Annotated in this window: 12 protein-coding genes, 1 tRNA gene and 1 pseudogene; 6 read left to right on the top strand and 8 right to left on the bottom strand. The window is 57.9% G+C overall.

All coding sequences use genetic code 11. The features are described from left to right. Positions 1 to 2 precede the first annotated feature (2 nt). Positions 3 to 479 (bottom strand): metallophosphoesterase family protein, encoded by a 477-nt coding sequence (locus tag RDQ42_RS07135; RefSeq protein WP_071427469.1) that lies wholly within the window; start codon positions 477 to 479, stop codon positions 3 to 5. Between the two features lie 74 nt (positions 480 to 553). Here RDQ42_RS07135 and RDQ42_RS07140 point away from each other — a divergent pair, with 74 nt between their 5' ends. From RDQ42_RS07140 to RDQ42_RS07150, 3 genes are read left to right on the top strand one after another with little or no spacing between them, the layout of a single operon-like run. Further along, on the top strand, positions 554 to 808 hold the full coding sequence (locus RDQ42_RS07140; protein ID WP_054332224.1) for a hypothetical protein: 255 nt from the start codon (positions 554 to 556) through the stop codon (positions 806 to 808). Positions 809 to 812: 4 nt separating this feature from the next. Next, positions 813 to 1,430: a hypothetical protein gene (locus RDQ42_RS07145; protein ID WP_054332223.1), complete on the top strand. Its 618-nt coding sequence runs from the start codon at positions 813 to 815 to the stop codon at positions 1,428 to 1,430. After that, positions 1,427 to 1,876 (top strand): hypothetical protein, encoded by a 450-nt coding sequence (locus tag RDQ42_RS07150; protein ID WP_054332222.1) that lies wholly within the window; start codon positions 1,427 to 1,429, stop codon positions 1,874 to 1,876. Before RDQ42_RS07145 ends, RDQ42_RS07150 begins: the two co-directional genes overlap by 4 nt. 68 nt (positions 1,877 to 1,944) lie before the next feature. Here the strand turns inward: RDQ42_RS07150 and RDQ42_RS07155 are convergent, their stop codons facing one another. After that, a complete protein-coding gene (locus tag RDQ42_RS07155) occupies positions 1,945 to 2,409 on the bottom strand; it encodes an 8-oxo-dGTP diphosphatase (RefSeq protein ID WP_054332221.1) in 465 nt (154 codons plus the stop codon). A 284-nt stretch (positions 2,410 to 2,693) separates the two neighbouring features. On the opposite strand from RDQ42_RS07155, the gene RDQ42_RS07160 reads away from it, so the two are divergent. The 3 genes and pseudogenes from RDQ42_RS07160 to RDQ42_RS07170 all read left to right on the top strand — a co-directional run bounded on the left by RDQ42_RS07160 (position 2,694) and on the right by RDQ42_RS07170 (position 4,124). Next, a complete protein-coding gene (locus RDQ42_RS07160) occupies positions 2,694 to 3,113 on the top strand; it encodes a YjdF family protein (RefSeq protein ID WP_231358771.1) in 420 nt (139 codons plus the stop codon). A 279-nt stretch (positions 3,114 to 3,392) separates the two neighbouring features. Continuing rightward, positions 3,393 to 3,629, top strand: coding sequence for a permease of phosphate ABC transporter (locus RDQ42_RS07165; protein ID WP_071427468.1), 237 nt, complete (start codon positions 3,393 to 3,395; stop codon positions 3,627 to 3,629). A 16-nt stretch (positions 3,630 to 3,645) separates the two neighbouring features. Beyond that, positions 3,646 to 4,124, top strand: a pseudogene (locus RDQ42_RS07170) (VOC family protein). Between the two features lie 58 nt (positions 4,125 to 4,182). On the opposite strand, the gene RDQ42_RS07175 reads toward RDQ42_RS07170, so the two are convergent. The 6 genes from RDQ42_RS07175 to RDQ42_RS07200 all read right to left on the bottom strand — a co-directional run bounded on the left by RDQ42_RS07175 (position 4,183) and on the right by RDQ42_RS07200 (position 10,236). Beyond that, positions 4,183 to 6,132 carry a carbohydrate-binding domain-containing protein gene (locus RDQ42_RS07175; RefSeq protein ID WP_231358770.1) on the bottom strand — a complete coding sequence of 650 codons (1,950 nt, stop codon included), beginning with the start codon at positions 6,130 to 6,132 and terminating at the stop codon, positions 4,183 to 4,185. Positions 6,133 to 6,155: 23 nt separating this feature from the next. Continuing rightward, on the bottom strand, positions 6,156 to 6,833 hold the full coding sequence (locus tag RDQ42_RS07180; protein WP_231358769.1) for a DUF4956 domain-containing protein: 678 nt from the start codon (positions 6,831 to 6,833) through the stop codon (positions 6,156 to 6,158). After that, positions 6,826 to 7,551 (bottom strand): polyphosphate polymerase domain-containing protein, encoded by a 726-nt coding sequence (locus RDQ42_RS07185; RefSeq protein WP_054332217.1) that lies wholly within the window; start codon positions 7,549 to 7,551, stop codon positions 6,826 to 6,828. Before RDQ42_RS07185 ends, RDQ42_RS07180 begins: the two co-directional genes overlap by 8 nt. A 190-nt stretch (positions 7,552 to 7,741) precedes the next feature. Beyond that, on the bottom strand, positions 7,742 to 8,515 hold the full coding sequence (locus RDQ42_RS07190; protein WP_308588487.1) for a TIGR03915 family putative DNA repair protein: 774 nt from the start codon (positions 8,513 to 8,515) through the stop codon (positions 7,742 to 7,744). Then, positions 8,494 to 9,792 carry a putative DNA modification/repair radical SAM protein gene (locus RDQ42_RS07195; protein ID WP_231358768.1) on the bottom strand — a complete coding sequence of 433 codons (1,299 nt, stop codon included), beginning with the start codon at positions 9,790 to 9,792 and terminating at the stop codon, positions 8,494 to 8,496. The genes RDQ42_RS07190 and RDQ42_RS07195 overlap by 22 nt, the downstream gene beginning before the upstream one ends. 367 nt (positions 9,793 to 10,159) lie before the next feature. Next, positions 10,160 to 10,236, bottom strand: a tRNA-Arg gene (locus RDQ42_RS07200). Between the last annotated feature and the right edge of the window lie 242 nt (positions 10,237 to 10,478).

A 10,478-nucleotide genomic window follows, 5' to 3' on the forward strand; every position in this document is an offset into this window, starting at 1 on the left:
GGCTATGCCTCCACAATCTTGCAGTTGATGGCCCCGTCTACAAGGTCCACGATGCCATAGGTGGCCGTTTGATCGCAGGAAGGGCGCAGAGTGCCGGGGTTGAAGAGAACCACCCCATCCTGCCGGGTGATCTTGGCATGGTGGGTATGGCCGTACAGCACCAGGCCGATCCCCCGTTTTTCCGCCTCGCGCACAAGGGAGGAGAGGCCGTTTTTCACCCCATAGGCGTGGCCGTGGGTCATGAGAATTCGCACGCCTCCCTCGGTGAACTCCCGCTCGCCTTTTTCCCGGCAGAGCCGGTCGCAGTTGCCTGCCACCCCGAGAAACGCACACCCGGGGTAGAGATCCCGGATGTCTTCAAACTCCCGGTTGCCGTCGCCCAAATGGAGAAAGAGATCCGCCCGCCCCTGGTTTAGATCCAGTATCCGTTTAATGGCAAAAAACTCATTATGGCTATCGGAGAACACGACAATCCGCATGAGATCCCTCCCCTTGTGTATATTTATCTTTAATCTATCATAAATTTGGTAGAAATGGAATAGGTGGTGATAGTTTGAACAACAACCCACAGATGAATAAGGCCCGGCTCGACATGCTGCTCTCCATGGCCGGCAAGAAGCTGGGCACCGATCCTTCCAAGCTGAAGAGCCAGCTGGAGCAGGGCGCCTTTGACGAGGCCCTGAAAGGCATCAACCAAGACCAAGCCGCTCAGATCAACCGTCTGCTCTCCAACCCGCAGGCGCTGGAGCAGCTGCTGAACACCCCCCGGGCCAAACAGCTGCTCAATGAATTGATGGGAGGGAAGTAACTCCATGGATGATCTTGCCTCCACGCTGAGCCAGATCCTCGGCAATCCCGAGGCGATGAATCAGCTCAAATCGGCCGCCGCGGCTCTGGGGCTGGGCGATATGGCCGGCGGGCAGGTGAACAGCCAGCCCCAGATGAACAATCCATCCGCTATGAACCAAGCTTCGATGAACCTCGGTATGAACCAGGGGATTCCGCCTCAAATGAACAACGGGATGGGATTCCCCCAAGGGCAGATGGACCAAATGAACCAAGGGGGGAACCCCATGCCGGTGAACCAGGGGATGAATCCCCCAGGCAGCGGCGGGCAAAACCCCCTGGGGAATTTGGATCTCTCCGCCCTGGGTTCGGTTTTGGGGAGCCTCGGGTTGGGCCAGGGCACCCAACAGCCCCAGCAGCAGAGCTCCCTGCCCGCTATCGACATGGGGACGCTGATGAAAATTCAGGGCGCCCTCTCCCGCCTGTCCAAATCCGATAAAAATGTGGATCTCCTCATGGCGTTAAAGCCCCACCTCAGTGAGGAGCGAAGCAAAAAGGTGGACGATGCTGTAAAGATCATGCAGCTGATCAAACTTCTGCCCCTCATAAAGGAATCCGGGCTGTTTGGCGGTGGTGCGACATGACGTGGAACAGTTCCAGCAGCTACTCCGACGATGATGTGATGCGGATGCAGCAGGATGCGGTCCGCCGGGTTAAGGAAATGCAGGCAAAAGCCCAGTCCACCTTGGAGACGGTCAACCGGGAACACCCGGACCCGCCGCCTCCACCCCGCAAACCGGGCCCGCCTCAAAGGCGGCAGCCCCCGCCGCCGGTTCCATCCCCGGTGGAACAGCTCAAGGACCTGGGGCAGCAGGTACTCCCTGCGGTGGAGGATGTGCTGGAAGGTGGCTCCATCGCCGACCTGATCAACGCATTTCTGCCCCAGGATGACGATTCCGCGGTGGGCGGCGTCCTAAAAGCGCTGAAACTGGATGGGGAAAAAATCTTGATTTTGGGACTGCTCTTATTTCTCATGAATGCCAAAGCGGATAAAACCATCTTGTTGGCGCTGTTTTACCTTCTTTTTTAAATAGCCGCAATTTGCGGCTATTTTTTTATGGGTTTGAGAGGCGGAGAACCTTTTGCCAGCCCTGCTTCTCACAGGGGGCGGCCGTTGCAGACGGCCTCTGCCAAGCGATCCCCTTGGTAGACCAGTTTGAGGGAGAAAAAGGGCTCCTCCCGGGCCAGGTAGTCTAGGAAAATCCGGTCACCATCCCACAGGGGAAGGAAGGGAACGGCCGATTTTTCCACCCAGCAAAGGTCTCCCTCCATACAGTCCTGCAACTCCCCTGTGAACTGGTCGGCGGTAAAGAGGTGCATGTACTCGGTGGGCCACTGGTCGCTGACAAAGGTGACAATCCCCCGGAACTGCCAACGGGTGAGGGTGAGGCCGGTCTCCTCCCACACCTCCCGCAGGAGGCAGTCCTCCGGGCTTTCGTTTTCCAAGAATTTGCCGCCTACCCCGATCCACTTGTCCTTATTCTCGTCCCGCTCCTTCTTGTTCCGGTGGAGCATCAGGTAGCGGCCATCTTGTTCAATGTAACACAATGTGGTGTTTTTCATAGGGGACACCTCGTCTGACTGGGCAGCGCCCGTTTTCTTTCATTGTACAAAATCCCTGGGAAAAAGTAAATGGAGAAGGGGCTTTTACAAAAATAGTGGCACAGGTACTATTTTTGTACGTATCCGTCAGTTGCAGCAAGGGGAAAAAACCGATACAATAGGGTTGCAGAGATAAAAACACAGCCCGGTTGGTAGTCCGGGCGCAGGGCCATCCCCTGTCAGTAACCTGCCCTCCCATGGGTTGTCCGTTCTCAAGAGCATGCAAAAATGGGAGGAATGTTAGGATGGAATCCACAAGTGCCAGCCTCACGGTGTTTTTTGAAGACCCCTTTTGGGTGGCGGTGTACCAACGCATGGAATGCGGGCGACTGCGGGCTGCTAAAGTGGTCTTTGGCAAAGAGCCCAAGGAGTGCGAGATCTACGCCTACTTTTTAAACCACTGGGGAAAGCTGCGGTTTGGGCCGCCAGTGGAAGCCCAGGCCCCCAAGGACCTTGGCAAAAACCCCAAGCGTGTGCAGAGGCAGGTAAAGGGGCAGCTGCAAACCAAAGGGGTGGGCACCAAGGCCCAGCAGGCGGTGAAAGCCCAGCAGGAGGCGGGGAAACAGAGCCGCCTTTTGGCCCGCAAAACCAGGACCGAAGAGGAAAGGCAACGGCTTTTTGCCCTGCGGCAACAGAAGAAAAAGGAAAAACACAAAGGGCGGTAACGCCTGGCTCCCCGGGGGGATGGCCCTCAGGGGAGCTTTTTGTTGTATGCAGCCGATTTGTTGTGGGTGTTTGCTTTCCCAAAAGCGCCGCCAGGGTTTGTGCTGCCCCTCAACAGCAAGAGGGAACCATTGCCAGGGGAAATTTGCAGCGAGGCTGTCCTCTGGAAGGGGACTTATGCTATACTAAAGAAAAGACGGTTCCCCATAGCGGGTGCATCCTCACAAAAACCACCTCGTCGGGGTCACCCCCGGCACAACCCCAAAAAGGAGGGCCTTCCCATGAGATACCTGTTTGACCTAGCCGACCAGTACATTCGGGAGTGCGATTGGAAGGACTTGGCATTGCTGAAACTCTGCCTGTGCGCCATGGGCATTCTCCTGGGGGCGGCGGCGCCAGCCAGATGGAAAAAGCCCCTGGCCTTTGGGGCAGTGGGGGTATTTATCGCCACCTATATCCCCTTGATGGCCAAATTCCTGGCAGTCTGTTTCCCCGGGGAATGGGAGGACAAACGGTAGAAAGAAGAGGGACTGCTTGAAATTTCAACTGCCCTTGCTGGCTGTCCAGGACGTGGAGCGTCCAAGAAGTTCTATGGGGAGCTGTTTGACCAAAAGGTCGAAATGGACTTGGGGCGAAATGTCACCGTCAGCGGCGGGTTCGCCGTTCAAGAAGGTTTAGACTGGCTGCTGGATATCCCCAAGGAGACGATGGTTTGGCGGCCCCGCAATATGGAACTCTATTTTGAGGTGGAGGACTTTGACGCCTTTTTGGAAAAGCTGGCCGCCTACCCAGAGGTGGAGCAGGTTCATCCTCCCAAAAAGCATGAGTGGCAGCAGAGGGTCGCCCGGATTTTTGACCCGGATGGCCACATCATCGAGATCGGGGAATCCATGAAGGTCATCGCCCAGCGCTATTTGCGGATGGGTTGTTCCGTGGAAGAAACCGCCCAGATCATCCAGCATCTGGCGGAGTTTGTGGAAAGTTGCCTGCGCGAGGTGACCCCCAACCCCTAATACAAAAACAAGGCCCTCCCAGTGCATTCTGGGAGGGCCTTGCCGGTTGGTGGGGGATTTACCCGTTGGCGGGGCGCTGGCCGCGGTTCCCCCTGCCGACACCAAAGCCGCCCCCCATATTCCCTGAGAGGACAGTGCCATCACTGGAGATGGTGGTCATGGTGTCGGATAGGGTGACTTGACACAACTTGGTGCCGCCTGTATAGACGCCCGAGCCGTAGTAGCCATTTTGGCCATCCTCACAGCTGCCGCCGGTGGAGAGGGTATATTCCTCCCCCTGAACCAGTTCAGGACTGCTGATGACCAGGGACTGAAACGCCTTGGAAGGGGCAAAGGTGAGAATGGACCGCCCTTGGCTATCCGACAGGTTGACCAAGGTGCCGGCAGCCTGGCTTTCCAAGAAGGTGATCATCAGGGAGTTTTGGTTGGAGCTGGCGCTGGGCCCCTGGGCCATTCCGGAACTGCCGGCGGCAAGCAGCACGCCGCCAGTGACCAGGCATTCTCCGTCGTAGTCCAAGGCGCCATTGCCGTTCCCGGTGGGGCCGCTGATCAACACCGTTCCCCCATCCAGGTAGAGGCCGCCGTTGGAATCCAGCCCGTCGCCCTGAGCATCCACCCAGAGGGTTCCGCCGGTGATGCGGACGAAGTGGCTGCCGTCGGCGCGGAAGCTGTCCCAGTTGTCCCCATAGCTGCCGCCTGCCGCATTGACCCCATCATCGCTGGCAGTGAGCTGGATGTCGCCCCCGTTTATTTCGACAGTGGAGCCCTCCAGCCCTTCGTAGCTTTGGAGGATGGAGATAGTTCCGCCGTTGATGGTGAGAGCCCCGTCGGCGTGGAAGCCGTCATCTCCTGTAGAGATGGCAAAAGCCCCACTCTCCACCGTTAAATCACCGTTTGTATGGACCGCGTCGTCGGCGCAGTCCAGCTGGAAGTCGCCGCCAGTGACAGCAAGGGAGGAGCCGGCTTTTAACCCCTTGCAGCTGTCGGAGGCAGAGCTATCTTCCAAAGTGGGGGATGCCATCGGAGCGGGGAGGCTGGGGAGGGAGGCTGATTCCCCGCTGAGTGCGGCATCTCCTTGGGGTTTAGCAGGGGGAGTTCCCGCCTCACCCTGTCTGCCGGGCTGGGCTGCCGGAGGATCCCCGCCGGAGGTGTGCCCGACGGATTCCGCCCCACCCCCGGTGGTGATGGCGTAGGTGCCGCCAGAGATGGTGAGATTGGTTTCCGCCTGAATGCCGTCCTGCCCTGCGGTGATGGTGAAGTCCCCGCCCAAAAGGGAAATCCAGCCTTTTTCCGGGTCCTCGTCGTTGTTGGACCGGATACCGTTGCCTCCGGCGTCGATGGAAATTTCCCCGCCCAGGACGGTGACCGAATCCCGACCCCGCAGACCGTCGTTTGCTGCGGCAATGGCCAAGCTGCCCCCCTGAATCACCAGGTTGTCCTTGGTGCCAATGCCGTTGTTGTAGTTTCCGGTCACCTGGAGGGCGCCTTCCCCGGCGATGGTCAGGTCATCTTTGGCAAAAAGGGCGGCGTCCGGTTCATCCTCTCCCTCGGCATAGGTGTAGTCTGCCCCGTCGGAAAGGGTGTTTTGGGTTCCGCTTGCCAGCAGGACCACCGTCTGGCCAGCCTGCCTGGCGTAGATGGCCGCGCTGTCCGAGCAGGAGATAGAGGCATTGGACAATATCAGCCGGACTGTATCCTCCTTGCCTGCGTCCACCACGATCTGCCCGTCGGTCAGTTCACCGGAGATGAGGTAGTCCCCCGCTGTTTGGATGGTGATAACTCCTCCATCCACCGAGACGGCAGAGCTCCCGCACTGAGCAGTGCCGCCGGACAGGGTTATTTTGGTGGCGGTGGCCTCATCCCATTGGATGGAGACCTCCGGTGCTTCATAGGGGGAAGCGGAAGGGGAGGATGATGATGTTTGCCCTGGGTTCTGCGCACACCCCGCCAAAGTGGGGAGGAGCAGAAGAACAGCCCCCAGAGCGGCGATGAGTCGGTTTAGTTTCATTATAAATACCCTCCTTTTGTGGGTTACAGCTCTTCCCGGTTGGTGGAGACCCGGCCGCAGAGGATGGTCAGGTTGCCGTTGCGGCAGCGCAGCTCATCCAAAAAAGCCTTGGGGATGGCGCCGCCGTCCAGCTCCACCCGGTAGGTCAATTCGTAGAGGCTGCCCATGTTGGTGGTTTTCACCCGGTCCAGGACGGCACTTCGGGTGTATTTGGCAAAGAGATCGTCAAAGATCCCGTCGTAGTCAAGGCTTTCGGGGATGGTGATTTTCAGCTCCCGGACATCGTCCTTGGCCTCGCCGAAGGAGCAGCTGCCCAGCAGGAGCATGGCCGCGCCGATTAGAAGAAAAAATAGGATGGCATATCCCAGATAGCCCATGCCGGTGGCAAGGCCGATGGCCATGGCGAAAAAGAGGCTGCCGATCTCCCGGGCGCTGCCGGGCAGGGAGCGGAACCGCACCAGCCCGAAAGCCCCCGCCACCGCCACACCGGTGCCTAGGTTACCGTTGACCAGGAGGATGACAATCTCTACCATGGCAGGCAGTAGGGCCAGGGTGACGGCAAAACTTTTCGTATACCGGGCCTGGCGCATGTAAATGAGGGCGATCAGCACTCCCAGCAGGAGGGAGACCCCAGTGCAGAGCAGCACGCCGGGGAGGGTGATGGAATCTTGGGTTACACGGGCAAAAAAGGAGTTAAGCAACACAAATCCCCCCTGTTGATAAAAGTGCTGGGAACAGGTTCTGCTGATAGCAGGCGCCGTATTTGGAAAAGGAAGTCTGCCGGATTTGGAGGCGGTCTAACACGTGGCTGAGCCACAGGGGCATGGCGGCAGGGAGTTTTGCCTCCATCAGGATTTCCTGTTTGTCTAGGAGGGGCTGCCCCCAATCCCCTTGGGAAAGGTCTAGGAACGCGTCCCGCCAGCGGAGGTTGCAGTCGAAGGTGATGCGCAGGTCGGGGTCCTCCCGCCCAAAGAGGGCGATGCGGTCATAGGCGATAAAGGCTTTGGGCTCCAGCGGGTAGCGGGCCAGTGCCCAGTCGATCTCCCGGAGGATTTGGCAATCCAGATCCGGACGGCCCTCATAGGCCAGGTACCGCTTCGCCTCCCGCAGAGGGAGGGAGACCCGGCGCTTATACACCACCCCATCCAATTTCTTTTTCAGCTCCACAAACACCGGGGTGTCTCCACCGGGGACGCCGTAGCTGCGCAGGCGGAGTTTTTCTTTGTAGACAGGTTTTTCCAGGGAAGTGCGGATCAGCTGGAAATCCGGGGTATCGTAGTAGATGTTGCAGATGGTGTGAAGGCCGTAGGAATCCACTTCCATCCGGTCTTGAAGCCAGCGGCGCAGGGCCGCATATTGGCTGAGGGTCAGCTTGTATTTTTTCTCATACCGTGCGAACACATCTTGGTATGTGGCCATGGTGAAACCTCCTTATTCTATCGTTCAATTTTTTTGCTGTCTGCCGGTTGGTTACAGGTCTAAAGATATCCGGTGGGTTTGACGGCTGAATGAACAACAGAGGAAAGGTGGTTGAGAATCCTGGTATGAGAAAGAAAAAGAGGCGCCTCCCCCGCACATACGGGGAGAGGCGCCTCAAACATAGATGCTTTTAGGGGAGCGCCTTTGGCGGGGCTCCAGAGGGATCGTCTGACTGGAACTCGGTCATCTGCCCCCGGTACCGCAAGGCGAGATGGCCCCGCTGGGCACGGGGATTCTCCCTCTCCTGGATGGAGATGGCTTGATGATAAGCCCGCCATAGCCGGCGGCACTGTGCCTCCTCCGGGGTGGTTGGGGGAAGTTCCAGATCCTCCACCGGCAGGATGGCTGTGCGGCCCGGCTGGTGGACTAGGGCCATGCGGTGGACAGCGTCGAAGATCAAAAACCGTTCCCCCGGGTAGCGGCCTGCAAAGTGACCGGCTATCAGGGGGAGGACCTGGCCTTTGGGCTCAATTTTTGCCACCAACGCCCCCTGCCAGTCGGTGAACCGGACAAACCCGGTGTAAAGGTGCGCCTCGTGGCGCAGTTGACTGGTCCAGCGATGGAGGGTGGCGACAGTGTCATTGGTGAGGAGCAGCGCTGCCTTGTCCCCCACCTGATAGGCGAGGCGGATGAAGCGGTAGACCACCATTCCCCGGCCGGGCATGGCGGAGAGCATCCCTTCCTGGACCAGGTCGAACACCCGCTGGGAGATTTTGAGAAGGGAGCGGGCTACCCGGGCCGCCTTCTGAGGGTCTGTCTCAATTTCCCGGCAGGGGAAAAGGGTTCCCTCTTCTTCCAATATATCCATGGGCTCTTCTTTGCGGACATAACTTTCAAAGACGCAGCAGAGGAGGCCGTCCAAGGTGCCGTCGCAGCGGTAGACTAAAGCTGGCCGGTTAAACACGAGACCACATCCTCTCTGGTGGGAAGTTTGGGGGCGAAGAGGGAGAGCTGTTCTACCGGCTCCTGGGGGGCCCCCTGGGAGAGCAGCAGCCCTCGCAGCACCCCGTCGGGGGAGAAGTGGAGGCCCTCCACCATCTTCCCCCCGCAGGTGAGGAAGTATTGGGCCCGCTTGAGCACCACCCCCAGCTTTTTGAGGCCGGCAAAATCCAGCCGGCAGTGGCGGCGGGCGGTGAGGATCCGGCCGGCGCTTTTCACCCCGATGCCCGGCACCCGCAAAAGCAGCTCATAAGGGGCGGTGTTGACCTCCACCGGGAATTGGTCCAGGTGGCTCACCGCCCAGCTGCACTTGGGGTCTAGAAGGGGATTGAAGTTGGGGTGCCTCTCGTCCAGCAGCTCTTTGGCATCGAACCCATAGAACCGCAAAAGCCAATCTGCCTGGTACAGCCGGTGCTCCCGCAGGAGGGGCGGCTTGGTATCTAGGGCGGGGAGGCAGGAATCCTCCTGCACCGGGATATAGGCGGAAAAAAACACCCTTTTTAAATGGTATTTGCGGTACAACGCCTGGGTGAGGGTGAGGATTTGCAGATCGCTTTCCGGCGTGGCGCCTACAATCATCTGGGTGCTTTGGCCGGCTGGGGCAAATTTGGGGGAGTGGCGGTACTGGACGATTTCCCGGCTGTTTTGCTGGATGGAGGTGGAAATCAGCTTCATAGGGCCTAAAATCCGTTCCTTGGTTTTGGCGGGGGCCAGCATCTGTAAACTCGCCTGGGAGGGGAACTCGATGTTGACGCTGATCCGGTCGGCGAGCAGGCCCATCCGGGCGATAAGGGCACTGTCCGCCCCCGGGATGGCTTTGCAGTGGATGTAACCGGCGAACTGGTATTCATCGCGCAGAATCCGCAAGACCTCGATCATCTGTTCACAGGTATAGTCGGGGTTCTTCACTACGCCGGAGCTCAAAAACAGCCCTTCGATATAGTTGCGGCGATAGAACTGCAGGGTGAGGTCGGCCAGCTCCCGGGGTTCAAAGGTGGCTCGAGGGGTGTCGCCGGAGCGGCGGTTGACACAGTATTTGCAGTCATAGGCGCAGTCGTTGGAGAGGAGGACTTTCAATAGGGAGATGCACCGCCCATCCGCCGAAAAGCTGTGGCAGATGCCGCTGGCTTCACAGCTGCCGATGGAGCCGGGCCGGGCTGTCCGGGTGGCCCCGCTGGAGGTGCAGGCCGCATCGTATTTGGCGGCGTCGGACAGGATGGTCAGTTTTTCCAGGATATTCACTGTAATCGCTCCCTTATAGAACAAATGTTCTTTATAAGGCTATTTTAGCAACATCCTCAGGGAAAGTCAAGGGCACAGGTTCGGGGCGGATACAAGAAAGGGAAGCTGTCTGGGGATCCCCTATGGATATAGGCCGGGATTCATGATGGGCCCAAAGGCGCCTAAACGCAAAAAGAACCCGCAAGAACAACAAAGTTCATGTGGGTTTTCATTGCAATAAGCAGTCAAAATCAATTTTCACAGGTTCGCACCCGAAACCAAATCGAAGTCCGGCGAAGCGGGTTCGATTTGAAAAGGAGCCGCAGCAAGATGAGCGCGCGGTGACTTCAAAAAAATCGCCGCAAGCGATATAACGCTTGCGGCGACGTGGTGTGCCCGACTGGATTCGAACCAGCGGCCTTTAGAGTCGGAGTCTAACGCTCTATCCAGCTGAGCTACGAGCACATGTCCATCAATAGAACAGTACTAGTATACCACAGTTTTGAAAAAAAGCAAGAGGGAGATTTGGATTTCCCTTCCATTTCGATAGCAGAAGCCAACGGAGGATGAGATATAGTTTATATATAATAGGTATCTCTCCCGATAAAGTGGCAAAAAAGAAAGAAATGTAAGTTTTGCGCAATTTTTTTGCAAAAAGAGTTGACATAAGGGAAGGGGTGTGGTATTATAACTAAGCTGTTTCGCGA

Origin of the sequence: uncultured Merdimmobilis sp., assembly GCF_902471145.1 — a bacterium.
GTDB classification, from domain to species: Bacteria; Bacillota; Clostridia; order Oscillospirales; family Ruminococcaceae; genus Merdimmobilis; species Merdimmobilis hominis.

Coding starts and splice junctions, on each gene's coding strand:
- RDQ42_RS07135 (WP_071427469.1), bottom strand. CDS start 479: ATGCGGATTGTCGTGTTCTCCGATAGCCATAATGAGTTTTTTGCCATT.
- RDQ42_RS07145 (WP_054332223.1), top strand. CDS start 813: ATGGATGATCTTGCCTCCACGCTGAGCCAGATCCTCGGCAATCCCGAG.
- RDQ42_RS07150 (WP_054332222.1), top strand. CDS start 1,427: ATGACGTGGAACAGTTCCAGCAGCTACTCCGACGATGATGTGATGCGG.
- RDQ42_RS07155 (WP_054332221.1), bottom strand. CDS start 2,409: ATGAAAAACACCACATTGTGTTACATTGAACAAGATGGCCGCTACCTG.
- RDQ42_RS07160 (WP_231358771.1), top strand. CDS start 2,694: ATGGAATCCACAAGTGCCAGCCTCACGGTGTTTTTTGAAGACCCCTTT.
- RDQ42_RS07165 (WP_071427468.1), top strand. CDS start 3,393: ATGAGATACCTGTTTGACCTAGCCGACCAGTACATTCGGGAGTGCGAT.
- RDQ42_RS07175 (WP_231358770.1), bottom strand. CDS start 6,132: ATGAAACTAAACCGACTCATCGCCGCTCTGGGGGCTGTTCTTCTGCTC.
- RDQ42_RS07185 (WP_054332217.1), bottom strand. CDS start 7,551: ATGGCCACATACCAAGATGTGTTCGCACGGTATGAGAAAAAATACAAG.